The sequence below is a fragment of the Halomarina oriensis genome (assembly GCF_009791395.1).
GTDB lineage: Archaea > Halobacteriota > Halobacteria > Halobacteriales > Haloarculaceae > Halomarina > Halomarina oriensis.
In genome coordinates this window covers 14,228-40,056 of the sequence record NZ_WSZK01000042.1, presented here as the reverse complement: position 1 = coordinate 40,056, position 25,829 = coordinate 14,228, and the positions used below count along the sequence as shown (strand labels likewise).

Annotated in this window: 28 protein-coding genes; 16 read left to right on the top strand and 12 right to left on the bottom strand. The window is 68.6% G+C overall.

The annotated features are described in order from the left end of the window. Window positions 1–5: 5 nt before the first annotated feature. The gene (gene cysS / locus GQS65_RS20625; RefSeq protein ID WP_158206504.1) at window positions 6–1,493 is read right to left on the bottom strand and encodes a cysteine--tRNA ligase; all 1,488 of its coding nucleotides are present in this window, start codon (window positions 1,491–1,493) and stop codon (window positions 6–8) included. A gap of 184 nt (window positions 1,494–1,677) precedes the next feature. Here cysS and GQS65_RS20620 point away from each other — a divergent pair, with 184 nt between their 5' ends. Both GQS65_RS20620 and GQS65_RS20615 read left to right on the top strand, forming a co-directional pair. Next, window positions 1,678–2,031 carry a hypothetical protein gene (locus tag GQS65_RS20620; RefSeq protein ID WP_158206503.1) on the top strand — a complete coding sequence of 118 codons (354 nt, stop codon included), beginning with the start codon at window positions 1,678–1,680 and terminating at the stop codon, window positions 2,029–2,031. 99 nt (window positions 2,032–2,130) lie between these two features. Further along, window positions 2,131–3,045 (top strand): phosphatase PAP2 family protein, encoded by a 915-nt coding sequence (locus GQS65_RS20615; RefSeq protein ID WP_158206502.1) that lies wholly within the window; start codon window positions 2,131–2,133, stop codon window positions 3,043–3,045. Window positions 3,046–3,064: 19 nt separating this feature from the next. Here the strand turns inward: GQS65_RS20615 and GQS65_RS20610 are convergent, their stop codons facing one another. Then, complete coding sequence (locus GQS65_RS20610; RefSeq protein WP_158206501.1) at window positions 3,065–3,562, bottom strand: DUF7523 family protein; 498 nt, start codon at window positions 3,560–3,562, stop codon at window positions 3,065–3,067. Between the two features lie 104 nt (window positions 3,563–3,666). Here GQS65_RS20610 and GQS65_RS20605 point away from each other — a divergent pair, with 104 nt between their 5' ends. Both GQS65_RS20605 and GQS65_RS20600 read left to right on the top strand, forming a co-directional pair. Then, complete coding sequence (locus tag GQS65_RS20605) at window positions 3,667–4,020, top strand: helix-turn-helix domain-containing protein (RefSeq protein WP_368280391.1); 354 nt, start codon at window positions 3,667–3,669, stop codon at window positions 4,018–4,020. Further along, a complete protein-coding gene (locus GQS65_RS20600; RefSeq protein ID WP_158206500.1) occupies window positions 4,020–4,346 on the top strand; it encodes a DUF7521 family protein in 327 nt (108 codons plus the stop codon). Before GQS65_RS20605 ends, GQS65_RS20600 begins: the two co-directional genes overlap by 1 nt. On the opposite strand, the gene GQS65_RS20595 is transcribed toward GQS65_RS20600, so the two are convergent. Further along, window positions 4,322–5,551 (bottom strand): LolA family protein, encoded by a 1,230-nt coding sequence (locus GQS65_RS20595; RefSeq protein WP_158206499.1) that lies wholly within the window; start codon window positions 5,549–5,551, stop codon window positions 4,322–4,324. The two genes, GQS65_RS20600 and GQS65_RS20595, sit on opposite strands and share 25 nt — an antisense overlap. 74 nt (window positions 5,552–5,625) lie before the next feature. Beyond that, window positions 5,626–6,702 carry a LolA family protein gene (locus tag GQS65_RS20590; protein ID WP_158206498.1) on the bottom strand — a complete coding sequence of 359 codons (1,077 nt, stop codon included), beginning with the start codon at window positions 6,700–6,702 and terminating at the stop codon, window positions 5,626–5,628. A 128-nt stretch (window positions 6,703–6,830) separates the two neighbouring features. On the opposite strand from GQS65_RS20590, the gene GQS65_RS20585 reads away from it, so the two are divergent. Next, the gene (locus tag GQS65_RS20585) at window positions 6,831–7,706 is read left to right on the top strand and encodes a CbiX/SirB N-terminal domain-containing protein (protein WP_158206497.1); all 876 of its coding nucleotides are present in this window, start codon (window positions 6,831–6,833) and stop codon (window positions 7,704–7,706) included. Window positions 7,707–7,778: 72 nt separating this feature from the next. Continuing rightward, on the top strand, window positions 7,779–8,762 hold the full coding sequence (locus GQS65_RS20580) for a DR2241 family protein (RefSeq protein WP_158206496.1): 984 nt from the start codon (window positions 7,779–7,781) through the stop codon (window positions 8,760–8,762). Between the two features lie 43 nt (window positions 8,763–8,805). Here GQS65_RS20580 and GQS65_RS20575 read toward each other — a convergent pair whose 3' ends face one another. The 3 genes from GQS65_RS20575 to GQS65_RS20565 form a co-directional block, all read right to left on the bottom strand. Further along, a complete protein-coding gene (locus tag GQS65_RS20575; protein ID WP_158206495.1) occupies window positions 8,806–9,375 on the bottom strand; it encodes a DUF7524 family protein in 570 nt (189 codons plus the stop codon). Between the two features lie 33 nt (window positions 9,376–9,408). Then, complete coding sequence (locus GQS65_RS20570) at window positions 9,409–9,603, bottom strand: methytransferase partner Trm112 (protein ID WP_158206494.1); 195 nt, start codon at window positions 9,601–9,603, stop codon at window positions 9,409–9,411. A 116-nt stretch (window positions 9,604–9,719) separates the two neighbouring features. After that, window positions 9,720–10,199, bottom strand: a complete 480-nt coding sequence (locus GQS65_RS20565; RefSeq protein ID WP_158206493.1) for a hypothetical protein — start codon at window positions 10,197–10,199, stop codon at window positions 9,720–9,722. Between the two features lie 450 nt (window positions 10,200–10,649). Between GQS65_RS20565 and GQS65_RS20560 the strand changes: the two genes are divergently transcribed. Next, window positions 10,650–11,261: a hypothetical protein gene (locus tag GQS65_RS20560; RefSeq protein ID WP_158206492.1), complete on the top strand. Its 612-nt coding sequence runs from the start codon at window positions 10,650–10,652 to the stop codon at window positions 11,259–11,261. Between the two features lie 110 nt (window positions 11,262–11,371). On the opposite strand, the gene GQS65_RS20555 is transcribed toward GQS65_RS20560, so the two are convergent. Further along, window positions 11,372–12,583: an outer membrane protein assembly factor BamB family protein gene (locus GQS65_RS20555; RefSeq protein WP_158206491.1), complete on the bottom strand. Its 1,212-nt coding sequence runs from the start codon at window positions 12,581–12,583 to the stop codon at window positions 11,372–11,374. Between the two features lie 589 nt (window positions 12,584–13,172). On the opposite strand from GQS65_RS20555, the gene GQS65_RS20550 reads away from it, so the two are divergent. Beyond that, the gene (locus GQS65_RS20550) at window positions 13,173–15,065 is read left to right on the top strand and encodes a DUF7527 domain-containing protein (RefSeq protein ID WP_158206490.1); all 1,893 of its coding nucleotides are present in this window, start codon (window positions 13,173–13,175) and stop codon (window positions 15,063–15,065) included. A gap of 22 nt (window positions 15,066–15,087) precedes the next feature. On the opposite strand, the gene GQS65_RS20545 is transcribed toward GQS65_RS20550, so the two are convergent. Further along, on the bottom strand, window positions 15,088–15,393 hold the full coding sequence (locus GQS65_RS20545) for a hypothetical protein (RefSeq protein ID WP_158206489.1): 306 nt from the start codon (window positions 15,391–15,393) through the stop codon (window positions 15,088–15,090). 197 nt (window positions 15,394–15,590) lie between these two features. On the opposite strand from GQS65_RS20545, the gene GQS65_RS20540 reads away from it, so the two are divergent. The 7 genes from GQS65_RS20540 to GQS65_RS20510 all read left to right on the top strand — a co-directional run bounded on the left by GQS65_RS20540 (window position 15,591) and on the right by GQS65_RS20510 (window position 22,522). Further along, window positions 15,591–16,967, top strand: a complete 1,377-nt coding sequence (locus GQS65_RS20540) for an adenylosuccinate synthase (protein ID WP_158206488.1) — start codon at window positions 15,591–15,593, stop codon at window positions 16,965–16,967. A gap of 84 nt (window positions 16,968–17,051) precedes the next feature. Further along, window positions 17,052–17,549, top strand: coding sequence for a hypothetical protein (locus tag GQS65_RS20535; RefSeq protein WP_158206487.1), 498 nt, complete (start codon window positions 17,052–17,054; stop codon window positions 17,547–17,549). A gap of 114 nt (window positions 17,550–17,663) precedes the next feature. After that, window positions 17,664–18,641 (top strand): 1,4-dihydroxy-2-naphthoate polyprenyltransferase, encoded by a 978-nt coding sequence (locus GQS65_RS20530; RefSeq protein WP_158206486.1) that lies wholly within the window; start codon window positions 17,664–17,666, stop codon window positions 18,639–18,641. Then, window positions 18,638–19,702, top strand: coding sequence for a mandelate racemase/muconate lactonizing enzyme family protein (locus GQS65_RS20525; RefSeq protein WP_158206485.1), 1,065 nt, complete (start codon window positions 18,638–18,640; stop codon window positions 19,700–19,702). The genes GQS65_RS20530 and GQS65_RS20525 overlap by 4 nt, the downstream gene beginning before the upstream one ends. Beyond that, window positions 19,695–21,233, top strand: coding sequence for an AMP-binding protein (locus tag GQS65_RS20520; RefSeq protein ID WP_368280390.1), 1,539 nt, complete (start codon window positions 19,695–19,697; stop codon window positions 21,231–21,233). The genes GQS65_RS20525 and GQS65_RS20520 overlap by 8 nt, the downstream gene beginning before the upstream one ends. A 51-nt stretch (window positions 21,234–21,284) precedes the next feature. Beyond that, window positions 21,285–22,091 (top strand): NRDE family protein, encoded by an 807-nt coding sequence (locus GQS65_RS20515; RefSeq protein WP_368280389.1) that lies wholly within the window; start codon window positions 21,285–21,287, stop codon window positions 22,089–22,091. Between the two features lie 89 nt (window positions 22,092–22,180). Further along, the gene (locus GQS65_RS20510) at window positions 22,181–22,522 is read left to right on the top strand and encodes a helix-turn-helix transcriptional regulator (protein WP_158206483.1); all 342 of its coding nucleotides are present in this window, start codon (window positions 22,181–22,183) and stop codon (window positions 22,520–22,522) included. A 143-nt stretch (window positions 22,523–22,665) separates the two neighbouring features. Here the strand turns inward: GQS65_RS20510 and GQS65_RS20505 are convergent, their stop codons facing one another. The 3 genes from GQS65_RS20505 to GQS65_RS20495 all read right to left on the bottom strand — a co-directional run bounded on the left by GQS65_RS20505 (window position 22,666) and on the right by GQS65_RS20495 (window position 24,897). Continuing rightward, window positions 22,666–24,000 (bottom strand): hypothetical protein, encoded by a 1,335-nt coding sequence (locus GQS65_RS20505; RefSeq protein ID WP_158206482.1) that lies wholly within the window; start codon window positions 23,998–24,000, stop codon window positions 22,666–22,668. 275 nt (window positions 24,001–24,275) lie between these two features. Beyond that, the gene (locus GQS65_RS20500; RefSeq protein ID WP_158206481.1) at window positions 24,276–24,554 is read right to left on the bottom strand and encodes a UPF0058 family protein; all 279 of its coding nucleotides are present in this window, start codon (window positions 24,552–24,554) and stop codon (window positions 24,276–24,278) included. Window positions 24,555–24,681: 127 nt separating this feature from the next. Beyond that, window positions 24,682–24,897: a DUF7120 family protein gene (locus GQS65_RS20495; protein ID WP_158206480.1), complete on the bottom strand. Its 216-nt coding sequence runs from the start codon at window positions 24,895–24,897 to the stop codon at window positions 24,682–24,684. Between the two features lie 229 nt (window positions 24,898–25,126). On the opposite strand from GQS65_RS20495, the gene GQS65_RS20490 reads away from it, so the two are divergent. After that, the gene (locus tag GQS65_RS20490; protein ID WP_158206479.1) at window positions 25,127–25,723 is read left to right on the top strand and encodes a sulfite oxidase-like oxidoreductase; all 597 of its coding nucleotides are present in this window, start codon (window positions 25,127–25,129) and stop codon (window positions 25,721–25,723) included. Window positions 25,724–25,829 lie beyond the last annotated feature (106 nt).

Here is a 25,829-nt window from a genome sequence, read left to right as displayed (position 1 = left end):
TCGCGCTACAGTCGGTAGGTCGGCCCGTCGTCGCCGTCCTCGACCTCGACGCCGAGCGCCTCCAGGTCGTCGCGGATGCGGTCGGCGCGGTCGTAGTTGCCCGCTTCGCGTTCCTCCTCCCGGACGCCCAGGAGGAGGTCGGCGAGGTCGCCCGCGAGCGTCACGTCGCCCTCCGCCGAGGCCGCGCCGAACGTCAACCCGAGGACGGTTCCGCCGAGCGCGCCGAACGTGTCGACGGCGTCACCGAGCGCCCGCTGGTCGTAGCGGTCGGCCTCGTCGACGTGGCGGTTGACCGCGGTGGCGAGTTCGAGCAGCGCCGCGAGCGCACCGCGCGTGTTGACGTTCTCGTCCATCGCCTCGGTGAAGTCGGTCTGTGCACGTTGGACGACGCTCCGCAGGTCCTCGTCGCTCGCCTTCGCGGAGGCGTCCGCGGAGTCGAGCGCCTCCGTCGCCCGCTCGTAGGACCGCTGGAGGCGGTCCCACCGTTCCCGCGCTTCCTCGACGGTCGCCTCGGAGTACGTCTGCTCGGAGTCGTAGGCCGTCGAGAGCAGGAACGTTCGGACGACGTTCGCTCCGAGGTCCTCGACTGCGGTCTCGACCGTCCAGAAGTTGCCCAGCGAGGACGACATCTTCTCGCCCTCGGTCTGGAGCAGGCGGACGTGGAGCCAGAACCGGGCGAACTGCTCGCCCGTGGCGGCCTCGCTCTGGGCGATCTCGTTCTCGTGGTGCGGGAAGACGAGGTCCTGTCCCCCCATGTGGATGTCGAGGGTCTCCCCGAGGTGGGTCGTGCTCATCGCCGAGCACTCGATGTGCCAGCCCGGTCGTCCCTCGCCCCACGGTGAGGCCCACGTCTGGGCGGTGGCGCTCGCCGTCTCGGGGTCGGCGGCCCCATCGTGACGATGTTCGGCGACCGTCTCGGGGCCGACGCCGCCGGCCTTCCAGAGCGCGAAGTCCGTCGGATGGCGCTTCTCGGCCTGCTCGGCGTCGGGTGCGTTGGCTTCGAGGTCCTCGATGGACTGGTTCGACAGTGTGCCGTATCCCTCGAACGCGGTCGTGTCGAAGTAGACCGACCCGTCGGACTCGTAGGCGTAGCCCTCCTCGACGAGCGTCTCGACCATCTCGATTATCTCGGGAACGTGCTCGGTCACCGTCGGATACACCTCCGCGCGCAGGAGGTTGAGCGAGCGCATGTCGTCGATGGCCCGTTCGAGGTAGGTCCGCGCGACTTCGGCCTCGCTGTCGCCCAGGTCGTCCTCGCCGACGCGGGCGACGATCTTCTCGTTCACGTCGGTGACGTTCTCGACGTGGCGCACGTCGTAGCCGCGGAACGCCAGCCAGCGGTGGACGACGTCGGCGTGGACCCAGAGCCGAGCGTGGCCCAGATGTGGCGGGTCCGAGACGGTGAGCCCACAGACGTAGAGGAGGACCTCGTCACCGCTGGGTTCGAAAGCCTCCCGGTCGCCCGTGAGCGTGTTCCGAAGACGGATGCTCATGGCCGCGATACCGCCGGCGTCGGTTTCAACGCATCGGAACCGTGAGACGGCGTGCGACGTGGGGCGCGGGACGCACCGACCAGGGACGGGGTTGCGAACGGGGGCGAGATTGATGTGACGGCCGTGTGACCGGACGGTATGTCCCGACGCAGACAGGCGATCGCCGAGTTCGTCGCGCGCGACGATGCTCGCCCTCCTTGACGCCCTCCGCCGCCGTGTCGACCCTGACGACCACGAGTCCCTCGAGGTGCCGGAGTGGACCTCGCCGTGGACGCTCGGCGGCCTCTTCGCCGGCGTCGCCTACGGCTGGGCCACCGACACCGACTGGCACGGCGTGCGGACGAACAAGCGCCGACGCATCCTGCTCATGGCGCTCCAGAACACCGGCCGTCGACTGGTCTTCGGCGACCGGGAGGCCGACCAGCAGGCGTTCGGCCTCGGCCAGTTGGCCGGGTTCGTGCTCTACCGTCTCCGGTACGGCGTCCTCGGCGGGCTTCCCGGCGACGACCGAGCGGACTCCGGAGAGACGGGAGGGTAACCCCACGACTAAAGAACGACACGGCAGTAGTCCCACGGCAGTGGCCCCCGTCACGAACCGTCCGACCGACCGAGCGTCTCGCCCGAGCGCGGAGGGTCGATGACCCAGCCGGGCCGCAGTATCGGCGTCACCGAGTGGCTCCGTGACCTCTTCGCCGGGGTCGGGGAGCTACCGCTGGCGCTACTCACACAGCTAGGCGACGTCTGGTTCCTGTTCCTGCTCGCGGGGGGCTGTTACGTCGCGTTCAGTACGAGTACGTCACCGGCGAGACGACGACGCGGCGCGTTCGTCCTCGCGTTGCCCATCGTCTACATCGTCCTCGTCTCGGCGATGAAGGGGGCGTTCGAACTCCCGCGGCCGCCTCGGGCGGGTGTCGCCCCGACCATCCCGTGGCTCCCCACGTTCTTCGTCCCGGTGTTCGAGAACACCGCGACCGCGACGGGCTACGGCTTCCCGAGCGGGCACGCCATCGGGACGACGCTCGTCTGGGGCGGTGTCGGCCTCGTCCTCGACCGGCGGCCGCGTGGCTACCGGACCGCGCTGGTCGCCGGCGTCGTCGGCCTCGTCGCGTTCTCACGACTCGCGCTCGGCGTCCACTACTTCGTCGACGTGGTCGCCGGGACGGCCATCGGTCTGGGCGTCCTCTTCGGCCTCTACTGGCTCTCGGCGCGCGGGACCGAACCCGGTCGGGTGTTCGTCGTCGCCGTCGCCGTCGGGGTCGTCGCCGTCCTCACCCAGCAGTCGTTCGACAGCGTCATCGCGCTGGGCGGGGCGGCCGGGGCGGCCCTCGGGTGGTACGGACTGGTCGACAACGAGGTGTCGTTCTCGGTGACGCGGACGACCGTCGCGCTCAGTCTGACGGTGTTCCTCGTCACCGTCGTCGGCTTCGGAGTCCTGTACGTCGTCCAGCCCCCGTTGCCGCTGATGTTCGGCGTGAGCGTCCTCGCGGCGGCGCTCGTCGTCGGCGTTCCCGACGTCGGGCACCGTCTCGCGCGGCGAGTGGAGGCGTCGTAACGACCCTCCGGCCGACGCCTCAGACGCAGTCCTCGACGATTCGGAGCGCGTCCGGGCCGGACCGCCGCGGCACGACGACGACCAGCGCGTCGCCCGCGACGCCCGCCGCCTCGACCGCCACCGCCGCCGTCCGAAGGCGGTCGAGGATGCCGGCGAGGACGCCGGCGTCGACCGTCCCCTCCACGACGATGGCCGTCCCCGTGCCGCCGGCGGCGAGCGCCGTCCCGCCGACCCGGAGGAGCGGCTCGTCCACCTCGTCGGCGGCGTTCTCGACGGGGCCGACACCGCTCCGCATCGACACCCGAGCGTCGCCGGTCGCCGGTTCGTAGGGTGCGAGGTCGTCACCGAACCGACGCAGTGCGGCGGTCACGGTGTCCTCGTCGGCGTCGGCGAGCGCGTCGACCTCCTCACGTAAGAGGCGGGCGGCGGCGGCGTAGTTGAGCACCCCTGCCCGGAGCGCGTCGGCGAGGAACGGTCGGGCACGGACGGCGTCGCGGGTCGCTGCGGCGAGGGACATGGCCGAAGCGGAGGGGGACGTGGACATAAGCGCCCCGGACCCCGTTCTCTCGGCGTGAAATCGGTATCGGCCACTTAATAGTCGGGACGCTGCAGAGTCATCGTGTGTGTGAGGAGTCGCCGCTGCCGACGGTGCTCGACCTGCTCAGCGACGAGCACGCCCGAGCCATCCTCACCGAGACGAGCGTAGAACCAATGTCCGCGAAGACACTCAGCGAACGGTGCGACGCCTCCCTCCCCACCGTCTACCGTCGTATCGACCAACTCACCGACTGCGGTCTCCTCGACGAACGGACCCGGCCGCGACGTGACGGCAACCACACCAGCGTCTACACCGCTCGACTCCAGCGGTTCGCCGTCGCCCTCGACGACGGGGAGTTCACGGCGACCCTCGAACGTGTCGACGGACGGGCGGACGACGTCGCCGACCGCTTCACTCGCATGTGGGAGGACCTGTGATGACGGCGATACAGTTCCCGGCGACCCTCGACCTCGTCTGGGTCGCCACCGTCGTACTGGCCGGCGCGTCGACGCTGCTCGGTCTGTTCATCGGCTGGCAGGCGTATCGTGGCTTCCGACGCAACGCCAGCCGTTCGATGCGCTATCTCTCCGTCGGACTGGTGTTGCTGACCGCGGTGACGTTCAGCGCGGCGTTCGTGGGGAGCGCCCTCCTGCGCTACGGACTGCTCGATGCGTCCCTGCGTGGCCCGTTCACCCTCGTCGTCAGGTCGCTCCAGTTCGTCGGCCTCGCGTTCATCGCCTACTCGCTGTACGCCCGGCCGTAGTCGCGCCGTCGCTCCACCGCGTCCGCCCGGACCAGCGACCGAGCCACGTCGAGGAGGGTCGCTCTCGACACGACGTTGCTACTCACGCTGTAGTAGCTCCCGTTCGCCGTCCACGACACCGACCTGGACGCACCGAACTCGCGGTACTGTCCGGTAACCGGCCCGAGACTGACGTTCTCGCTCTCGCCCACGCCGGAGAACAGGTCCGTCCTGTTGCGGACGGCCACCGAGAGGACGCCCGTCTCGTTCTCGTAGGTCCGTGTCACCGTCGTGTAGTTCCGCTCCGTCGAGACGGTGTAGCGAGCCTCGCGCAACGAGAACCCGTCGGGAACGGTCGGGTCCCCGACCGAGGCGTTGGTCTCCGCTCGGAGCGCCTCGACGGAGTCGTAGGTCGTCGACTCCGGGAGCGACGTCTCGCTGACGGTGGTCCCCTCCGGCGGGTCGAACCGGAACCGGTCCGTCGAGACGTTCGGGTCGAACGTGACGTTCCGGTAGGTCACGTCGTAACGGGTCACGTTGCCGTCCATCCGGAACGCCATCCGCTGGCGAATCGGGAAGAAGTGCTCGGCGTCGAGGTAGACGGTCTGGTTGCGGACGGCGAACTCACCGTCGGTGTCCTCGGTGACCAACCGGACGACGTGGGTTTCGCGGCCGTCCACCGTCGCCGTGCCGGCGTACTCGACGGTCTGCTGGCCGACCGTCGCGTCCCCCGGTGGCTGTGGTGTGGGGGTCGCGGGGACGACCGGAAGCGGGGAGACACCGACCGACACCTCGCTGTCCTCGGTGCGGTCGAGCGCCGCGAACACTCGACGGAGGTACTCGGGGTAGCTGTCGTTGGCGGCCTCGAACCGCGAGGTGTCGATACGGGTCGCGTCGTTCTCGCTGGCGTCGTAACTCCACGTCACCGACCGGTTGGAGACGACCCGGTCGTCCGCCCGTTCGGCGGGTGCGAGCGTCTCGCGCCACGTCTCGCCCGTCGAGGGGCGCTGGACGACGTGCGCTCGTGTCTCGGTCTCGCCGTCGACTTCGGTGACGACGGTGGCTTCGAGGGCGTCGAACCCACGGTAGCTAGCCGCCGCGTCCGCGGCACTCGGCGGCGTGGCGGTTCGCTCGCCGGTGAGGTCGGTGACGGCGCTACACCCGCTCGTCACGAGCAGGAGACAGCACAGCACGGCAACGAGGGCCGGTCGGAGGGTGCGACTCATTGGGGTCGTTCGTACTCCCGGAACGGAGGCAGAAAAACGGTTCCGTGTCCGTGTTCGCAATCGCGGGACGGAGATTACTCGCAGCCCATCGACTCGGCGACGTCGAGCAGGGCGGCCTTCGACAGCGCCCCACCGACGCTGTGTCGGTGGTCGTCACAGGTCCACTGGACGGTGCCGGTGTCGGCGAACGTCCGGTAGGTGCCCGTCGTCTCGCCGACGGGCACCGTCTCGCCGCCGTCGAGCGAGCGGTTCCCGTAGACGCCGGCGTCCTGCACGCCGACGGAGACCATCGCCGTCCCGTTGGAGAACGTCATCGAGAGGGACTCACCCTCGTCGAGGTGGGTGACGACGGCCTGCTCCAGTTCGAACCCCTCGGGGAGCGCGGGGTCGGGGACGGTCATCGACGCGTTCTCGCGGAGCGCGTCGAGCGACTCGTAGCGTTCCATCGGCGGGAGTTCCGTCTCCTCGACCGTCGCGTTCGCCGGTGGCTCGAAGGTGAACCGGTCGTCGTCGATACCGGGGTTGAGTTCGACGTCGTCGTAGCGAATCGTGATCGCCATGTCGACGTCGTCGCTCTCGACGGTCTGGTGGAGTTTCACCGGGAAGCGGGTGTCGGCGTCGACCCAGACGGTGACGTTCGAGTTCGCCACCCCGGTGTTGGTGGCCGCGAACTCGATGCGGTGGACCGTCTCACCGTCGAGTTCCTCCGTGCCCGCGTACGAGACGTTCGACTGCTCGGCGATGTCGTCGAGGCGGTAGCCGAAGCCGTTCGTCCGCGGGAGGTCGCTCTCCGAGAAGTCGATGCTGTACGCGCTGTTCTCGCTGGCGTCGTAGCTCCACGAGGTGTTCATCGTCCGGACGACCACGTCACCCGTTCGTTCGTCGGGCGCGACGGTCTCCGCGCGCATCTCGCCGGTTCCCGGGCGGACCCACACCTCGTCGGTCGAGGTGGTGTTCTCACCGTCGTACGTCACCGTCGTCGTCCGCGTCGCGGTGAACCCGTCGAGGTCGTTCATCTCCTGTTCGAACTGCTGGGCGTAGCTCTGTACCGTGTCGTCCTCGACCGGACCGGTCGCCATGCACCCGCTCGTGACGAGCAGTGCGGCGAGACAGACCGCGGCGAGGGAGGACCGAAGGTTGCTGGGGACCATGCGAGTGGACGTATCCACGCACCGGACATAAGTCGAGAGCGGTGTTTTCACGTCGTGAGAACACGCACGGTACGCGACGAACACCCGAGAGCGAAGCCCCTAAGCGGCCGACGTCCCTAACTTCGTCCATGTCACAGGCGCTCGTCATCGTCGCCCACGGGTCGCACCTCAACCCCGATTCGAGCACCCCGACGTTCGACCACGCCGACACCATCCGCGCGTCGGGGGCGTTCGACGAGGTCCGCGAGGCGTTCTGGAAGGAGGAACCGTCGTTCCGCGAGGTGCTCCGGACCGTCGAGGCCGACGAGGTGTACGTCGTCCCGCTGTTCGTCTCGGAGGGCTACTTCACCGAGCAGGTCATCCCCCGCGAACTCCGTCTGGAGGGCTGGGACGTCGAGCAGTGGGACTCCGACGGGACCAGCGCGAGTCACACGACGCTCACCGCGACGGACGTCGCGGGCAAGACGGTCCACTACTGCGGGCCGGTCGGCACGCACGACGCGATGAGCGACGTCATCGTCCAGCGGGCGGAGTCTGTGACCGGCGACCCCGAGGTAGGCGAGGGGTTCGGTCTGGCCGTCGTCGGCCACGGCACCGAGCGCAACGAGAACTCCGCGAAGGCCATCCACTACCACACCGACCGCATCCGCGAGACGGGCCGGTTCGACGAGGTGGAGGCGCTGTTCATGGACGAAGAGCCCGAAGTCGACGACGTCGCCGAGTTCTTCGAGAGCGACGACGTGGTCGTCGTCCCGCTGTTCATCGCCGACGGCTTCCACACCCAGGAGGACATCCCCGAGGACATGGGCATCACCGACGACTACCGCGAGGGCTACGACGTGCCGGCGACCGTCGACGGGACGAACGTCTGGTACGCGGGTGCGGTGGGGACCGAACCGCTCATGGCCGACGTGGTGCTCGAACGCGCCGCCGAGGCCGGTGCGAACGTCGGCAACGCCATCTCCCGCGTCCGCGCGGAGACGGGCGGCGTGGTGGGCGACTGAGACCGTCGTCCCCCACGGGCCGGCGACGCCGAACGGCCCGCTTTTATCGCTCTCCCACCCATCGGTTCCGGTATGAAGGCATCCCTGTCCGAGTCGCTGCGCGGGGCAGCCACCTACGCACGGAGCGTCGTCAGTCTCGTCCACGCCGGGGCCGGTCTCTACCACGAACGGACGACCTGGCGTGACCTCCCCGAGACCCGCCGTGCGTTCCTGCAGTGGGTCGAAGGGAGCGACGAACGCGGCCTCGGAGAGCGCTACGCGATGCTCGTCGACGGCGGCATCAGTCGGACCTGGGGGCAACTGCTCGTCACGACCAGACTCGCCAGCGACGGCCGTCGTCGCTACGACCTGCGTCACGAGGCCGACGCCGACGGGTCGCTCGACGACCTGAGCGTCTACACCGACCCGCTGGCGGCCCGACACCTCGCCACCGAGACCGACGACGGCGACTACCGCCCGCTGAAGACCGCTCCGACGCTCCGGACCGGGTGGGTGTTCCCCGACCTCTCGGGCGAGCAGTTGGTGCAGGCCGTCGACTTCTTCTACCCCGCGACGGTCGCCAACTGGCACCGCGAGCAGCAGGGCGACCTCGACGTCACCCACTGGCGCGAGACGGCCGAGCGACAGACCGGCATCTACGACATCGTCGACGAACTGTCGGGCGAGCAAGTCGAGTGGCTGGCCGAATCCTGCTGTGTCGACTCACAGTGTCTCAAGCGCCGCCAGTGGGACGAGGACGCGGACACCGAACTCGACGTACCCCGCGGCGACGGCGAGTTCCCCTGTCGAGAGCCGTGTTCGGTCGTCGTCGCCGCCGCCCGCAACTGGGCGGTCCTCGAAGGCGAGACCGAACGCGAGTACACGCTCACGCTGACGCCCAGCGAGAAGAACCAACTGGAGGACATCATCGAGGCCGTCGCCGACGGTCGAACCGACGAGATACGCGAAGCCGACGTCTACGACGGGGCGAACCGCTATCGGGCGCGCTGGCTCCGGGCGAAACGCTTCGACGAGGAGGGAGGCCTCGCCGGGGGCGACGCGGCCGACGACGAGTGAGACCTGAGCGGGCACGGACGACCCACGAGCGCCGCGCGCCCGGTCAGACGGCCGAGCGGTTCGAGTAGACGTACGCGGCCGCCCCCAGTGCGCTCACGGCGGCCAGCACGCCGAGGACGATGGCGACGGTTCCGCCGGTGAGGAGTGTCGAGGCGGCCAGCAGGATGGCGACGCCGCCGAGCGCGAGCGCCGGGACGAGTTCGGCCGTCAGGACCTCGTCGGTGTCGAGCGGTCGCTCCTCGGTTCGGGTGGCGGGGTCGGCCAGCGACTCGTCGATTTCGACGGGGGGTTTCTCCGGGGCCGCGCCGAGTTCGACGCTCACCTCCTCGGTGGTGCCGCCGTGTGCCGTCGTCACCTCGAGGACTCCCCGACCGGTCGCTCCGTCCGCGACGGTCACGCGGACGACCTGCGTGTCACCCTTCTCGACGTAGTGGTGGCCCTCTTCGAGCGTGGCGTTCGTCGAGAGGTCGTCGTCGAGTTTCAGGTGGACGTGGGTGGCCTCGCCGTGGTTCTGGAGACGAACGTCGAAGCTACCGGGCGTGGTGAACTCCGATGGGACGCCGAGCGTGTGCATCCCGTCGTGGTTGACGTCGACGACGAGGCTCTCGTTCACGGCGTAGCCAGTCGGTGTGTGGGTAGAAAACCGTTACGCCGGTGCGCCCTCTCGCATGTCCGGCGGGAGGAGGTTCGGGATGCCCTCCTCGATGGGGTACTCCTCACCACACTCCGTACAGACGAGGCGGCCGTCGAGCACCTCGTCGTCGTCACGGCGCACGACCTCCAGTTCGAGGTCCTGCTTGTCGAGCGGACAACAGAGGATGTCCATCAGGGATTCGTTCATACCCGTCGAATCGAGGGAGTGGGCCAAAAGCGTGCCGACCCACGTCTCACGCCGCAGGTCGTGACAGCGCGACCGACACGGGAGCATCCTCCCGAACAGGCGGGCGCGAGTCGTGACTACCCCTGCTGTGTGGTGGTCGGACAGTTCTCTTCGTCGTCGGACAGGACCGTCACCGCCCACCGCAGCGTTCCACCGTCTTCGATGAGCAGCGTTCGCCACGCGTTCTCTCTCCTCGCACCCTCGTCGGCCGCTTCGAGTACCCGTGTGGCCGTGTCGTCGACTCGGACGGCGACCGAATACCGGCCGGGTGTGCACCCACCGAACGAAGAGCTCTCGACCGCGTCCGCCGAAGCCCCGTCACCGCTTCGCTCCGCGAGGTCGTACGCTTCCCAGTGAACGATCTCGCGATCGCGTTCGACCAGTAGGTCGACGGTGTGTGACGTCGAGTCGTCGTTCAGCAGACTGATACCCCCGATACGGTACGGCTCCGGTTTCGAGGTGTCGTCGTCGCCGAGTGCAGAACAGCCAGCGAGCGCCGAGGCCACGCCCGTGGAGAGTCCAGCGAGCAGAACGCGTCGTCGGAGGGGGTCTCTCATACTCTCTGTCACACGAATCGGAGAATAAATATTCGGACGGGCGATAGCCGTCGACGATACACCCACCCTCCGGATCTGACACACCGGTAGGTAGTCAGCAGAGTTCCGCTCGTGTTCGTTCGTCGCTCCCTTCGACCCGTGTCGCGCGTGTGATGGGTCACGGCCGGACGTCGGGGAGGCCTTCTCGACCGACACCCCCGTATATTAGTATTGGTGAACCGAACATTCGTACCGAATGCCCTCTCGGTCACTCCCGCTCGTCCTGTGTGTCGTGGTGCTCCTCGCCGGTTGTAGTGGCCTCGGCAGTCCTCTGCCGGGGCCGACGAACACGCCGCGAGCGTCCCTCCCGGACTCTCCGACGACGGTGTCGAGAACGCCAGCAGACTGGCGTCTGCTCACGATTCGTCGCTGACGGGCGTCGGTTTCACGACCCGGTTCACCGAGACCATCGTGGCGGAGAACGGGACGTCGCTACTCGACCGGACCGGACGACAACGGGTCGCAGCGAATCACTCGGTCTGGCGGGGAACGACCGAATACGGTGTTCCTCAGCGTCCGTTCGACGGCCCGACCACGGCAGTCGACGCGTGGTCGAACGGGACCGCCACGTACTACCGAATCGGCGGACCGACCGACCCCCAGTACGAAGCGTATCTGTGGGCGGGGAGCGACCGGACCGGCCAGCAGCTGCTCCTGCTCTTCTACCGGAACGTGACCGACGTGACCGTTGGGACGGACGACGGGTCGGTTCACCTCTCGGCGAACCTCTCCGGCACGTTCGAGGCGGGGCAGTATCCGGGAGTGAACATCACCGACGGGACGGTCACCGCGCGACTCTCGGAGAGTGGCCGGGTCGAACGGTACAGCGTCGACTACACCGGGAGGCTCGTCCAATCTCCCGAGATCACCGTCGAGGGCCACTACAGTCGAGAGTTCTCGGCAGTCGGCGAGACGACCGTCGACCCCCCTGCGTGGGTTCCGACCGCTCGAAACGAGAGTACACCGGCCCCGATACGAAGTCACCCATCGGGAGCAGTGACCGATGGGGCTACTCACCGGTAGACCCACGCTCTTTGCGACCGACATCGACGAGCGAGCGACGTCGCACCGACCGAGGAGCGCGTCGATTCGTCGGCGGCCGGGAGGTGTGCCGTCGGTCCGACCCGCCCCGCTCAGGCCGACTCCAGACAGAACAGCGTCGTGCCGTCGCCCTGCGTGTCCTGACAGGAGACGAAGAGCGCCCCGTCGGCGACGGCGAGGCCCACGTCCGACCCCTCGTGGGTCTCGAACGACCAGCGTTCGGCCGCTCCCCCGCCGAGCAGTCCACCCTCACTGTCGAGCGCGAACGCGCGGACGGTGTCGCCGGCGCTCGCGTACACCGTGTCGCCCGCCGCGACGGGCGGGACGCCCCCGTAGTCGCCGTCCGCGGTCCAGTGGGTCCGCTCGTCGGAGGCGCGGAACGCCGTGAGTTCGTCGTAGCCGCCCGCGACGACGGTGCCACCGGCGTTCGTGGGGATGGTCCGCGCCCCTCCCTTGCCCATCGTCCAGTCCGTCGTGCCCGCGTTCGCGCCGACTCGGAGGTTGGTGAGCGGGCCGCCGAACGTCGAGACGAGGACGCCGTTGTCGTGGGGGAGGAGTCCCTCGACCATCCCGCCGACCCGCCGTCGCCACTCCTCGGTCGGCGGGTGCTCGGCGCTCACGTCACCCCAGCTCGTGAACGCGTACACATCGCCGCCGCGCGTGCCGACGTAGTGTTGGGTGCGGTGGTAGGCGATGGTCGTGATAGCTCCGAAGAGGTCCGTCTCCCACACCGTCTCGCCGGTCGTCGGGTCGAGGAACGCCAGCACGCCGTCCTCGCCACCGACGACGACGCTCGGCGTGCCGACGTGCTCGCCGACCCAGAGGTACGGCGGCGCGGCCACGCCCGTCGTGTTGGTGTCGCGCCAGACCTCCTCGCCCGTCTCCGCGTCGAGGGCCGCGACGGTGCCTTCGTCGACCGCACTGACGTAGACGAGGCCGTCGTGGACGCTCGGCGAGGAGGGCCACGGTTGGCTCTCGGGGGCGTACTCCCACACCCGTTCGCCCGTCTCGGCGTCGAGGGCGAGAAGGCTCTCGGCCGTCGGGAAGTAGACCGTCCCGTCGACGATGGCCGGCGTCCCGCTGGCCACCCACTCCGAGACGGACCACCGCTCGCGGACCGACTCGCGTGGACCGAGCGCGTTCGGACTGTACCCGGTGTGCTCGACGTCGTAGCGGGGCATCGGCCAGTCGGTATCCGTCTCCGTCCCCGGTTCGTACGACGGCGTCTCGCTGCCGAGGCACCCGGCGAGCGCGGTCACTCCGGCGGTACCCAGACCGGCGAGCAACGTTCTGCGGGAGGGCATCTCTCGGGAGTTGTGTCGGTCTCAGAATAAGTCTTGTGAGCGGGTCGGGTCGTCGTGAACGGAAGACACTCGGCCGCAGTCGTGTCCGGACCGACCGGGACCGCACCGGACGCGACGGACCGAATCGGTCGGAGTGACGAAAGGTCGAAGTTATATCACCGGGCAGTCCAATCGCCCGGTATGCAAACACGAACCGCCGACCGGATACGGGGCTGGTCGTCCCAACCGTTCTCCGGGGGAGACGGCGGCCTCCACGAACTCGCCGCCGGGGGCTTCTCGGGAGCGGTGTCGGCCGACGGGGCGTGGCTGTTCATGCTCAACGGCCACGCCATCGGCGTCGTCGATGGGACCGTCGAGACGTTCGAGGACGCGAGCGGCACCGCCTACAGCGCACCCGACGACGCGCTCCCACTCCTGTTCGCCATGCTCGAACGGGGCGGGGAGAAACGCGGCCAGTACTACACCGAACGCACGCCGCTCTCGGAGGTCGACAGGACGCTCGCGCAGGGGGGGGTTCACCGGCTACGTCGAACTCTCGGAGAACGTCCTCAGCGGCGACTACTACGTCGTCTACTACGGCGGGACGCCGATGCACGCCGCGTTCGTCGGCCAGTCCGAGCGACTGCTCACCGGCGAGGAGGCAGGAGAGCGTACGAACGACGAAGTGGGACTGTACGACGTCGTCGCCGTCGACCTCTCGATTCTCGACCTGCCGACCCCGTCCGACCCGGCGAACGCGGACACGAACACGGCCGTCATCGGGAGCGACACCACGCCGGCCGACTCCGAGAGTCCCGATTCGACCGGACCGACCGACGCGAACGCCGCGAACGGGACGGCGAACGAGCGACCCATCGACGAACAGACGACGGAGACGGCAGAGACCGGCGACCGACCTGCCGGCCGGCCCGAGGCCACCGAGTCGACGGCCCCGGACGACCTGGACCTCGAATCGACGCTCACGGGCGACACGAGCGAGGCGGCCGACGACGGGAGTACGCCGTCACCCCCACCGGAGGCCGACGTGCCGCTCGACGACACCGCGACACCGGAGCGACCGGAGGCGGCCCCCGACGCCGACGAGGCGAGCGACGACACGGCCGAGGGGCCGACGGGGCCGGCCGACGACTCCGCCCGGTCGCCCGAGGGCGACTCGACGGACGAGGCGGTCGCTGCCTCGCTCGACGAGGTCGAACTGGACGACGCCGAAGCCGAGGGCGAGACTGGACCCGAGGCCGGAACCGAACCACCGGCCCCGCCGGCCGACCCGGACGACGACCTGACGTCGGCGGTGGACGACGCCACCGAACGCGAGGAGACGCCGGCCGACCCCTCAGCCGCGATACCGTCCCAGCCGACCGGGTTCGACACCTCGACCGACACCGATGCCGACGACGCCTCGGCCGGGGCCGAACCGAGCACCGAGACGCCCTCGACCACCGAACCGCAGTCGGCCGACGAGTCGCCACCCGAAGAATCGACGGGCGACACGTCGACGGAGGACGCGTCGGAACTCGACGACCTGTTCTCCGAGGGGGAGGGCGAGCGACTCGACGAGGAGTTCGCCGTTCCCGCGAGCGGGTCGGCCGAGTCGACCGTCGAGGACGAGCGACTCGCCGAACTGGAGTCGAAACTGGAGTCGCTCGAAGCCGAGCGTCGCCGACTCGACGAGGAACGCGAGGAACTCGCCGACGAACGCGACCGGTTGCAGTCCCGCGTGGCCGAACTGGAGACGGAGGTCGCCGCCGGCAAGCCGCCCGCGGACTTCGAGCAGGTCGGCCCGGAGGCCGCGCTGAAGGCGACGGACCTGTTCGTCCGCTACCAGTCGAAGAGCGCGGAGACGCTCGACGACGCCCACGAGGGTGCGGACAACCGCGACGCCGTCCGGGGGAACCTCGACCTCGAACACCACACCCGGTTCGACGCCGCACGGACGGCCGTCGGGGACGAGGAGTACGAGCAGTTCCTCCCGACGACGCTCGAACACGAACTCGTGACGTGGCTGGTCGGTGACCTGCTGTACGAGATTCGGGACACGGGCCACGTCGAGGGGCTCCGACCGCTGTACGACGCACTCCCGCGTATCGACCGGGCGGACCTCTACGGCGAGGTCGAGGTGCTCGGCGGCGAGAGCACCGTCGCGTTCGACGTGGTCTGTCGGGACCGCCTCGGGAACCCGCTGGTCTGCGTGGACGTCCACGACTCGCGGGACCCAGCCACAGGAGACGAGATGGAGTCGGTCCTGGAGAAGAGCGGCCGCGTCGGCGAGGAACACGACGAGTTCGCGTGTGCCTTCCTCGTCACCTCGTCGTTCTTCGAGCCGAGCGCGCTCGAACTCGCCACCGAGCGGACCGCGAGCGGTGGACTGTTCGGTGGTGGCAAACGCGAGGGGTTCGTGAAGCTCTCACGGAAGCGTGGCTACCACCTCTGTCTGGTGGAGGCGAGAGACCGTCGGTTCCACCTGACGCTTCCCGACCTGTAGCCCGCAGAAAACTATCGCTCGTTCAGCTCTCGATCTCGGGCATCTCGTCGATCTTCATACCGTCGAGTTTGTCGACGATCTCGTCGACCTTGTCGTCGAGGTCGGCGACGAACTCCGCCGTCGTCTCGGTCGTAATCGCACCCTGGCTGGAGGGCTCGATGAGGTCTTCCTCTTCGAGGACCCGGAGGGAGTAGCGCACCTTGTGGTGCGGGTACCCCGTCTCGTTAGACATCTTGACGATACCGATGGGCTCGTTCTCGATGACCATCTTGAGGACCTGCAGATGGCGTTCGAGCATGTCGACTTCCTTCTCAAGCCTATCTATCATGGCAATTGTTAACTTGTGTTTGCAACCTTTAAGTGTTGCTGTCCGTCGGCCGATTCTATCGCTGTCACCCTCTTCTGAGGGGTGACGTATAACGGTTGTGGCAGATGCCAACATGCCCGGACGACCGTGACCGTTCGGTCGGTCGGGCCGACGGGGGACCGTAATCGGTTTGGTACGGCCTCCGGAAGCGTCACTCGATGACTGTCACTATCGTCGGGTCACAGCTCGGCGACGAAGGGAAAGGCCGCGTCGTGGACCTCTACGGCGCGGACGCCGACGTCGTCGCCCGCTATCAGGGTGGGGACAACGCCGGCCACACCGTCGTCCACGGCGGCGAGGAGTACAAACTGTCGCTGGTCCCCAGCGGCGTCGTTCGCGGAACGGTCGGCGTGCTCGGCAACGGCTGTGTCGTCAATCCCGAGACGCTGTTCTCGGAGATCGACGCCCTGCGCGAGCGCGGGATGGACCCCGACGTGCGCGTCGCCGAACGCGCGCACGTCATCATGCCGTACCACCGCGTTCTCGACGGTATCGAGGAGACCGAGAAGGAGGACCTCGCGGCCGGCACGACGGGTCGCGGTATCGGTCCGACCTACGAGGACAAGGCGGGTCGTCGGGGCGTCCGTATCGGTGACCTGCTCGACGAGACGGTCCTGCGCGAACGACTGGAGTACGTCGTCCCGCAGAAACGCGCACTCTACGAGGACGTCTTCGGCGGCGACGCCGACCACCCCGACCTCGACGGCGCGTTCGATATCGAGGCGATGTTCGAGCACGCCCGCGCGTTCGGCGAGCGTCTCGCCGACGAGGACATGGCCGTCGACTGTGGGTCGTTCCTCGCCGACCACGTCACGGGCGACGAGAACGTGATGCTCGAAGGCGCACAGGGCACCTCGCTGGACATCGACCACGGCGTCTACCCGTACGTCACGTCCTCGAACCCGACCTCGGGTGGGGCGGCGACCGGCACCGGGCTCGGCCCGACCGTCGTCGGTGGCGACGGGAGCGAGGTCGTCGGCGTCGTCAAGGCGTACCTCTCGCGGGTCGGGACCGGCCCGCTCCCGACCGAACTCGGCCACGTCGAGGGGCAGACCCCCGACGACGGCGGCGACACCTCCGCGGACGCCGAGGAACTGGCGACGTACATCCGCGACGAGGGCGGCGAGTACGGCACCGTCACCGGCCGACCACGTCGGGTCGGCTGGCTCGACATGCCGATGCTGCGCCACGCCGCACGCGCCAACGGGTTCACCGGCCTCGCGGTCAACCACCTCGACGTGCTGGCGGGCCTGGACACCGTGAAGGTCGGCCACGCCTACGAGTTCCGCGGCGAGGAGACGCCGACGATGCCCGCGACCACCGAGAAGTGGGGCGAGTGCGAGGCCGTCTTCCGTGAGTTCGACGGCTGGGCGGACCCCGACTGGTCGGCCGTCGCCGAGGAGGGCTACGACGCCATCCCCGAGAACGCACGGACGTATCTGGCGTACGTCGCCGAGGAACTCGACGCACCGGTCTACGCCGTCGGCGTCGGCCCGGACCGCGACGAGACCGTCGTCGTCGAACAGCCCTGGTAGACCACCGGGTCATCACCCTTCCGGACCCCGTTTTCGGAACCGGTTCACCGGCATACACTTGTGGGTCCGTGTGGTGTGATACGCATGCTCCGTGCGCTGGCCCGTGCCGCCGTGCTCGTCGTCGCCGCGGCGGTGCTCCTCTTCGGCCTGACCTACGTCCTCCTCGGCACCCGACTGCTCCCCGACCTCCCGCTGCTGGTGTACGCCGGGGTGGTCGTCGTCATTCCGACCGTCGCGGTGCTCCGCCCGCTCGACACCCGTGCCGGCCCCATCATCGGCGTCGTCCTCCTCGGTGCGCTCGTCTTCTCCGTCGGCGTCTACGGGTCGTCGGTGACCTGTAACGACGAGGCGAGCTATCCGAACAGCGGCGGCTACGGCGTCACCTTCGAGAGCGGCGAACTCCGCTTCGGCGAGAACCTCGACGGTGCGAACTACCGCTGTACCGCGAGCACCGTCCCCGCCGTCGCCGTCGTCGGTTGGGGACTGGTCGGTGTCGGCTTCGTCGCCGCCGCCTTCGACTGGCACACCGATCCGCCGTGGGGCGACCGGTCGCTCCGTGGTGGGACGTCGGGGTCGAACTGAACCACGGGACCGCCCCGAAGACCGGTCCTCCGGGCGGTCGGGTCGACCCACGGGACGCCGACCCGCCGCGACGAAACGCGGAGATTGATACTCGCCGCGCTCGACTCCCGACCAATGGCAGAGACCGAGTCCGTCTCACGGACCAGAGCGTGGCTGATGGCCGCGCGTCCACAGACGCTCCCGGCGGGGGCCGCGCCCGTCGTCGTCGGCGCGGGCGTCGCCGTCCACGCCGGCGTGTTCAGCGCGCTCCCGGCGTTCGCCGCGCTGGTCGGTGCGCTCCTCCTGCAGGTCGGGACGAACTTCGCCAACGACTACTACGACGCCGTCAACGGGGCCGACACCGAGGACCGCGAGGGGTTCACCCGCGTCACCGCCGGCGGTCTCATCGACGCCGCGGCGGTCAAACGGGCGATGTACCTCACCTACGCCGTCGCCGTCGTCCTCGGCACCTACCTCGTCTACGTCGGCGGCCTCCCTATCGTCGTCGTCGGCCTCACCTCCGTCGCCGCCGGCATCCTCTACACCGGCGGTCCCTACCCCTACGGCTACCGCGGCCTCGGCGACCTCTTCGTCTTCGTCTACTTCGGCCTCGTCGCGGTGACCGGCACCTACTACGTCCAAGCCGCCGCCACCGAGTTCGGCTCCGTCCTGCTCGACTCGCCGCTCGCGCTCCTCCCACCCGAGGGGACCGTCACGCTCGCGGCCGTCGTCGCCAGTCTCCCCGCCGCCGGCCTCTCGACGTGCATCCTCGTGGTCAACAACGCCCGGGACAGGGAGACCGACGCCGCGACCGGAAAGCGGACGCTCGCGGTCGTGTTCGGCTACGAGTTCAGTCGCGCCGAGTTCCTCGTGATGGTCGGGATGGCCTACGTCGTCCCCGTCGTGTTCGCGCTGACGGGCTACTCGCCGCTCGTCCTCCTGCCGCTCCTGACCCTGCCCGTCGCCGCCTCGCTGACCCGAACCGTCCTGACCGAGACGACCGGCGAGGCGCTCAACCCGGCGCTGGAGACGACGGGAAAGCTGCTCGCGGCCCACTCCGTGCTGTTCGCGGCCGGACTCGTGGTGCCCGACGCGCTCGGGGTCGGGCTATGAGGCTCGGCTTCGAGCCGTTCTCGCTCCCGCTGGTCGAGCCACTGGGAACCGCGAACGGCGAACTGACCGAGCGCGAGGGGTTCGTCGTCGTCGTCGAGGTGGCCGGTCAGCGCGGTGTCGGCGAGGCGACGCCGCTGGCGGGGTGGACAGAGTCGCTCGACCAGTGTGCGTCCGCGCTCGCCCGTGTCTCGCGGTTTCCCGACCCCAGACGGGCGCTCGCCCCGCGTGGCGACGAGGCGTTCGCGGGCACGCCGGCGGCCCGTCACGGTGTGGCGCTCGCGCTGGCCGACGCCGCCGCCAACCGTGACCGACTCCCGCTGTCCCGGTGGCTCGGTGGGGCCGGTGGCGTCGAGCACGTCCCCGTCAACGCGACGGTCGGTGACGGTGGGGTCGAAGCGACCGTGACCGAGGCGACCGACGCCGTCGCCGAGGGGTTCGACTGCCTGAAGGTGAAAGTCGGTGCCCGCCCGCTCGAGGAGGACGTGGCGCGACTCCGGGCAGTCCGCGAGGCCTGCCCCGACGTCGAACTGCGGGCTGACTGCAACGGGGCGTGGGACCGCGACACGGCCCGCGAGGCCGTCGACGCGCTGGCCGACTGTGAACTGGCATACCTCGAACAGCCACTCCCCGCGACGGACGTGGCGGGCCACGCCGACCTCCGGGCGTACGTCGCCGAGGTCGGCGGGAGCGTCGGTGTCGCGCTCGACGAGTCGCTGGCGTCGACCGCACCCGAGGTGGTCGTCGACGCGGGTGCCGCCGACGTGCTCGTCCTGAAACCGATGGCGCTCGGCGGCGTCGACCGGGCGCGAACGGTCGCGCTCGACGCCATCGAGCGCGGCGTCGACGTCGTGGTGACGACGACCATCGACGCCGTCTACGCCCGGACCGCGACCGTCCACCTCGCCGCCTCGCTCCCGACCGTCCGGGCCTGTGGACTGGCGACCGCCGACCTGCTCGCGGCGGACCTGACGGCCGACCCTGCTCCCGTCAGCGCCGGTCGCATCGCCGTTCCGGAGGGAAAGGGAAATGTACCTCGCAGTAGCACCTCGGACAGTGCGTGACTGGTTCGGCCAACGAGCACGACTCTCGCCGTCGTCGACCGCCGTCGCCGACGCCACGAGCGGCCGGACCGTCACCTACCGCGAACTCGACCGGACCGTCGAGCGCCTCGCCGGCCGACTCGCAGCCGAGGGCGTCTGCGTCGACCACCACGTCGGCCTGCTCGTCGAACCGGGCGTCGAGGCCGTCGCGGCCGTCCACGCGACGATGCGGGTCGGCGCGTGTCTCGTCCCCTTCTCGGCGCGACTGACGACCAACGAACTCACCCCACGCATCGACCGGGCGGACCTCGACGTCCTGCTCTGTGACGGGTCGACCGCCGAGCGTTCGCTGGCGAGTGCCGGGGACGTACCGGTCCGGTCGCTGTCGGACCCTCCCGAAGAGTCGCCCGACGACGAACCGGACGGGGACGACCCGGAGGAGAACGGACGGGGAGACACGCGAGCCGACCCGCTCGCGGCGACCGACCCACGACCGTTCGACCTCCCGGAGTGGGACCCGGAGGACCCGCTCGTGATGCTGTTCACCTCGGGGACGACCGGCCGCCCGAAACTCGTCGTCCTCACGGTCAAGAACGTGCTGGCGAGTGCGGCGGCGAGCGCGTTCCGCCTCGGCACGCTGCCGGGCGACCGCTGGGCGTCGCCGCTCGCCCCGAGTTCGATGGGCGGGCTCGCGCCGGTCTACCGGACGACGCTCTACGGGGCGACCCTCGTCCGCTGTCCGACGGACGCCGAGGGCCTGCTCGCGGCGATGACCGACCACGGAGCGACGGGCGTCTCCGTCGTCCCGACGATGCTCCGCCGACTGCTCGACGCGGGCGACCCGCCCGACTCGCTGCGGTTCGTCCTCGTCGGTGGCGCGCCGACGCCGCCGGAACTCGTCGAGCGCTGTGCCGACCGCGGCGTCCCGGTCTGTCCGACGTACGGCATGACAGAGACGGCCTCGCAGATAGCCACGGCGGCCCCCGGCGAGGCCCCCGCGGCCCCGAACTCCGTCGGTCGACCGCTGCTGTTCACCGACGTGACCGTCGTCGACGACCACGGCGACGTCGTTCCGACGGGGACGCCCGGCGAACTCGCCGTCAGCGGCCCGACGGTGACGCCGGGGTACTACGAGGACCCGGCCGCGACGCGGGCGGCGTTCGGGACGAGCGGCCTGCTGACCGGCGACGTCGGCCACCGCGACGAGGCGGGCCGCCTCTACGTCCACAACCGGAAGGACGACCGTATCGTCACCGGCGGGCAGAACGTCGACCCCGGCGAGGTGGCGGCCGTCCTCCGGGAACTGCCGACGGTCCGGGACGCCGTCGTCGTCGGCCTCCCCGACGAGGAGTGGGGCCAGCGCGTGGCCGCGCTCGTCGAACCACAACCGGGAGTCGCTCTCGACGCCGGGACCGTCGAGGCACACTGTCGGGACCGGCTGGCGGGCTACAAACTCCCGCGTGTGCTGGCGTTCGACGACATCCCACGCACCGAGTCGGGGACCGCCGGACGCGACGCCGTCCGCGAGCGACTGGCCGGGGAGCGGCCGTGAGTCCGCGAGCCGCGCTCAACGCTTAATCCGCGCGGGCGCCTACGTCGACTCGTGTGTACGCTCACGTTCGCCTGGCAGACGTTCGAGGAGCACCCGCTGGTGGTCGCCGCCAACCGCGACGAGGCCTACGCCCGCGAGTCGTCACCCCCCGCGGCTCGAACGCTCGACTCCGGCCGACGGGTCGTCGCCCCCCGCGACGAGGAGGCGGGCGGGACGTGGATGGGTTACAACGACGAGGGCGTCTTCGTCGCCATCACGAACCGCTGGGTCGAGACGCCGCCGGGCGAGCGCTCGCGCGGCCGGTTGGTCCTCGACGCCCTCGACTCGCCGAGCGCCGAGGAGGCCGTCCGCGGCATCGAGCGTGAACTCGACCGACGTCGCTACGAGGGGTTCTTCCTGCTCGTCGCCGACGCCGCCGGCTGTTTCCTGGTCTCCGACGAGGGCGGTGGCTCCATCCACCAGTTCGACCCCGGCGTCCACGTCGTGATGAACGTCGGCTACGACACGTCGTACTTCGTTCCGGAGGTTCGTCCCGCCCCCGCGAAGCGTCAGGCAGCGAACGGTCGGCGACTGTTCGAGTATCTCCAACCCGAACCGGGCGAGACTCCCGAGGCGTGGCGGACGCGGGCGGGTGACGCACTGGGCGACCACGAGTTCGGCGTCTGCATCCACGGCGGCCAACCGGTCGAGACGAACGGCGACCCGGACGACGACGCCAACCCGGACCGCGCCCCCGAGGGGTTCGGCACGAAGTCCTCCTCGCTGGTCACCGTCGACGCGAGCGGCGACAGCCGATTCTGGTACGCCGACGGCCCGCCGTGTGAGACGCCCTTCGAGCGCGTCGACGCGTCGGTCTGAGCGCTCCGTGGCCCGTCCGCTTCGGGCCACAGGCAGGCAGACGCAAGGAGACAGTCAGATTTAATCCGGCGTGCGTTCGTAGCCACTGTATGAGCACTGCTGAGGCCGACCTCACGGAGGACGAGCGTGCCGGCTTGGACCTCGTCCGCCGGACCGGCGGCATCCACCAGAGCGAGTTCTGGAAGGAACTCGACGTCTCCTCGCGGAAGGGCAGTCGTATCGTCGAGTCGCTCGCCGAGAAGGACCTCATCGACCGCGAGGAGACGGTCTACGAGGGCCACAACACCTACCTCCTCTCCCCGACGGCGATGGACCTCGACTTCCAACTCCTGATGGCCGGCGACATGCTCTCGCCGTTTGTCGCCGACGACGAACTCGACGAGCAGTCCGACGCCTTCTCCCAGTGGGTCATGCGGTTGGCCTATCAGTAGCGCCGGTTTCTTCGTCGGGTGTCCTCGCAGACGCTTCGCGTCTGCTGCGGTACTACTGCACGTTCTTTCAAGCACCTTCCACTGAACCTGCTGTTAGACAGAGAGCGTGAGTCTAACAGTAGCTCGGCTCTATCGTGTCTCCGCTACGACGGTGGTTGGGTCACGACTAAGAGGCACTGTGTGCGTGACGGCGAGATCGTCTGACTCCCCACACCGTCGATAGTCGCATCATCAGTCCACGTCGCCGTCTCCGGGTCGAGATATCGAACGTCGTGAGGCCCCTCACCGAGAGAGAGCGTCACGTCACCACCGTCTGGCAGGTAGACGACATACGAGTCTTCGGGAACGCCAGCGCAGTACGCTTCGTCGGCCGTCCTGTCGAGGAGCGCTTCCTGTCGAGGAACCGCTCGACAGAGGTCGACGACCTCCTCTACCATACGAACTGACCGAATCTGTCGACGAGCTCGCTCACTGCTGCCGATGCCCCAGGTGGCTTCGCCAGCCGCAACTTGTCGGTGGAATCGACAGGCGGCACAGCCACCGAGCACGTTCCGCCAGAATCGCCTGACCGCTTCATCTGCAGTGCCAGCGTTCTCGTTCCCGCCGTCGAACCCACCATAGATTTTCACGTTGTTGAACGGTCGGGGTCCGACGGCCTCTTCGACCTCCGTGCGCCATTCCTGCAGTTTCTTGTAGTGTTCCGGCCCGCTCGACCCAGCAGCGTCCTGGTTGTGCTGGGACAGCTCGACGTAGGAGAACGTGTCCGGGTACTCGATTGCCTTCCTTACGGAGTCTTCCGGGTCCAAGTTCATATTCCCGACATCGACCTTGACGCCTTCGTGCTGAGCCCGTTCTAAGACGTACTCTGCCCAGTGGAGTTCCCATTCGATACCGGCCCACCCCTCGTTCGTCGCGTTGTAGATGACGTGGTCGTACTCGAGCGTGTAGTCGAGAACCTCGTCGACGAACCGCTCTTGATAGTCGAGAACGGTCTCGTTCCCGTCCTCGACCGTGCGGAAGAACTCGATTCTGTCCTGCCAGTGGTCACCTCCTGAGGTGGGCAGAGCGTCCGCCGGAAGGGTCCTGTTGTTGGCCGGATTCCACGCGTGGGTATTCCACTTCGCCCCGTTGAAATCGTGCTGATCCCATAGCGTCAGTCCGACGATGACGTCACGCGTTGCAGTCGCGTCGAGGAACGACGACAGGCGGGTCCAGTACGATTCGTTCCACCGGTCGAGGTCGTAGCTGCCGTCGTCGCTCGTCTCGAACGGTGAGACGTCCTCTTCGCCGCGGTCGGACATCGTATTACGGACGAAATTCCCACCAGCCTCGACGAGATCATCGAGTTGGTCCTGTAACCGGGTCCCGGTCCACTGGAAGAGGTTGTCTTTCTCACTTCCCCCCAAGAGTACCACCGGCTCGCCGTCGTACGACCAGTACCAGCCGTGCTCAGCACTCTGTCGGATTCCAGTAGCCATTATCTCCGGTACGGAGGCGCGGGAGGTTAACTCACGGGGCAGCCACCCCACCACAGTGGTTCGACGGGGCGGACTCACCGAGCGGTTGACCTGAGAGGCGGCTGCTGTGAGACTCGCGGCACGGGTCTACCACTACCGGCACGCTGTGCGGTGCGGTATGCTCGTACGTTGTACCGCGAGCGAGGCGCTTCGCGCCGAGCGAGCGGTCTTTTTCAGTCCAGGTTTTTGCGCTGAGCGGTCGCGCCGTGCGCGACCCGAGGCGTAAAAACGTGGGTTTACAGCTTCGACTCGGCGTCGTCGGCGAGTTCCTCCATCCGCTTGGAGATGCGTCCGGCGTCCGAGAACTCGTCCTCGCTCATCGCGCTGGCGAGGGCGTTCCCGAGGACGAAGACGGCGTGTTTGTGTTCGGATTTCGACTTGTGGACGTCGTCGGGCGAGACGTCGAGTTGGTCGTAGGGGTCGAAGAGGGTGCTGTCGACGTCTTCCTGTGCGCGGAAGTACTCCATGATGGCGACCATCTGCTCGTGCAGTTCGAGAAGTTCGTCTTTGTGCATACTCAAGCTATCTTCGAGGAGTTGGTAAACGTTACGCGCTTCACGCTATCCCGTCTCGTGGGGAACGGTCGCGCCGTCGTCGGTGGCCGACGCTCGACGGCGGCGGGAATCGAGAGGAGAGCGTCGGTCAGAAGACGTACTCGTCGTCGTGACCCATCATGCCGTCGTCCTCGAAGGCACCGGGGTCGTCGTCGTCCACCGCACCGCCCGTTCGGTAGGCCCGCAGTCCGGCCGCCAACAGGTCCTCGACGGCCTCCTCGCGGTTGACGAACTCGCCCTGCTCGATCATCTGGGTCATCTGCATCTCGAGGTGCTCGGGGATGTTTAGCTCGACTTTTGGCATCGTTACACCCCGATTTGATAGTGGGCTATTTAATTCTGACGGGGAATCTTGGCCCAGCACAAAATCCGCTTTTGGACCGGAACAATTATCTTTTCCGAAGCAAGCAGTGCCTTTTCAATTATGCAATCGGCAGACACGTCGCACGCGGGGCGTCACGCACCCTTCGCGGGTGTCGTCCGGCCCGTCGGGAGAACGGCAGGCATACCTCCACGGCTCACCGAGAGACCCCATGAGCGTTCGTGACGTCACCGACCTCCACGAGGAGTTCGACGGTGAGCGACTGCCACCGGGACAGCGCGAGACCGAACGGTTCCCCGTCCTCTCGAAGAGTGGGACGCCGTCGTGGTCGCCCGAGACGTGGAGCTTCGAGGTGTGGGGGGCCGTCGACGAACCGCTGGAGTTCTCCGTAGAGGAGTTCCGTGACCTGCCCGGCGAGACCCAGCGACAGGACTTTCACTGCGTGACGGGGTGGAGTCGCTACGACAACGAGTTCACGGGCGTCAGTTTCCCGACGCTGGCCGAACTGGCGGGCGTCCACGACGACGCGAGCCACGTCATGTTCTACGGCTTCGACGACTACACGACCGACCTCCCGCTCGACGAGTGTATGCGCGAGGAGGTGCTGTTCACGTGGGAACTCGACGGCGAACCGCTCCCGGACGACCACGGCGGACCCGTCCGCGTCGTCACGCCACACAAGTACGCCTACAAGGGCGCGAAGTGGGTCAGTGGCGTGGAGTTCCTCACCGAGGCGGAACTGGGCTACTGGGAGCGACGGGGGTACTCCGACACCGCGAACCCGTGGAACGAGGAACGGTACAGCTGACGCCGGCGTCCGGATGCCTCGGTCGCTCGTGGTGTGACGGCCCGAGGAACCGGAACGCGCACCGTCGGGCGACGAACGGCCGGTCGTCGGAGCGGCCGGGATGGAT

Bases quoted from the DNA above. Each gene is read 5' to 3' on its own strand.
- GQS65_RS20590 (WP_158206498.1), bottom strand. From the start codon at position 6,702: ATGGTCCCCAGCAACCTTCGGTCCTCCCTCGCCGCGGTCTGTCTCGCC.
- cysS (WP_158206504.1), bottom strand. From the start codon at position 1,493: ATGAGCATCCGTCTTCGGAACACGCTCACGGGCGACCGGGAGGCTTTC.
- GQS65_RS20510 (WP_158206483.1), top strand. From the start codon at position 22,181: ATGAGCACTGCTGAGGCCGACCTCACGGAGGACGAGCGTGCCGGCTTG.
- GQS65_RS20600 (WP_158206500.1), top strand. From the start codon at position 4,020: ATGACGGCGATACAGTTCCCGGCGACCCTCGACCTCGTCTGGGTCGCC.
- GQS65_RS20535 (WP_158206487.1), top strand. From the start codon at position 17,052: ATGCTCCGTGCGCTGGCCCGTGCCGCCGTGCTCGTCGTCGCCGCGGCG.
- GQS65_RS20525 (WP_158206485.1), top strand. From the start codon at position 18,638: ATGAGGCTCGGCTTCGAGCCGTTCTCGCTCCCGCTGGTCGAGCCACTG.
- GQS65_RS20505 (WP_158206482.1), bottom strand. From the start codon at position 24,000: ATGGCTACTGGAATCCGACAGAGTGCTGAGCACGGCTGGTACTGGTCG.
- GQS65_RS20545 (WP_158206489.1), bottom strand. From the start codon at position 15,393: ATGATAGATAGGCTTGAGAAGGAAGTCGACATGCTCGAACGCCATCTG.
- GQS65_RS20610 (WP_158206501.1), bottom strand. From the start codon at position 3,562: ATGTCCCTCGCCGCAGCGACCCGCGACGCCGTCCGTGCCCGACCGTTC.
- GQS65_RS20540 (WP_158206488.1), top strand. From the start codon at position 15,591: ATGACTGTCACTATCGTCGGGTCACAGCTCGGCGACGAAGGGAAAGGC.
- GQS65_RS20570 (WP_158206494.1), bottom strand. From the start codon at position 9,603: ATGAACGAATCCCTGATGGACATCCTCTGTTGTCCGCTCGACAAGCAG.
- GQS65_RS20580 (WP_158206496.1), top strand. From the start codon at position 7,779: ATGAAGGCATCCCTGTCCGAGTCGCTGCGCGGGGCAGCCACCTACGCA.
- GQS65_RS20585 (WP_158206497.1), top strand. From the start codon at position 6,831: ATGTCACAGGCGCTCGTCATCGTCGCCCACGGGTCGCACCTCAACCCC.
- GQS65_RS20620 (WP_158206503.1), top strand. From the start codon at position 1,678: ATGCTCGCCCTCCTTGACGCCCTCCGCCGCCGTGTCGACCCTGACGAC.
- GQS65_RS20595 (WP_158206499.1), bottom strand. From the start codon at position 5,551: ATGAGTCGCACCCTCCGACCGGCCCTCGTTGCCGTGCTGTGCTGTCTC.
- GQS65_RS20555 (WP_158206491.1), bottom strand. From the start codon at position 12,583: ATGCCCTCCCGCAGAACGTTGCTCGCCGGTCTGGGTACCGCCGGAGTG.
- GQS65_RS20500 (WP_158206481.1), bottom strand. From the start codon at position 24,554: ATGCACAAAGACGAACTTCTCGAACTGCACGAGCAGATGGTCGCCATC.
- GQS65_RS20530 (WP_158206486.1), top strand. From the start codon at position 17,664: ATGGCAGAGACCGAGTCCGTCTCACGGACCAGAGCGTGGCTGATGGCC.
- GQS65_RS20565 (WP_158206493.1), bottom strand. From the start codon at position 10,199: ATGAGAGACCCCCTCCGACGACGCGTTCTGCTCGCTGGACTCTCCACG.
- GQS65_RS20550 (WP_158206490.1), top strand. From the start codon at position 13,173: ATGCACGCCGCGTTCGTCGGCCAGTCCGAGCGACTGCTCACCGGCGAG.
- GQS65_RS20615 (WP_158206502.1), top strand. From the start codon at position 2,131: ATGACCCAGCCGGGCCGCAGTATCGGCGTCACCGAGTGGCTCCGTGAC.
- GQS65_RS20490 (WP_158206479.1), top strand. From the start codon at position 25,127: ATGAGCGTTCGTGACGTCACCGACCTCCACGAGGAGTTCGACGGTGAG.
- GQS65_RS20495 (WP_158206480.1), bottom strand. From the start codon at position 24,897: ATGCCAAAAGTCGAGCTAAACATCCCCGAGCACCTCGAGATGCAGATG.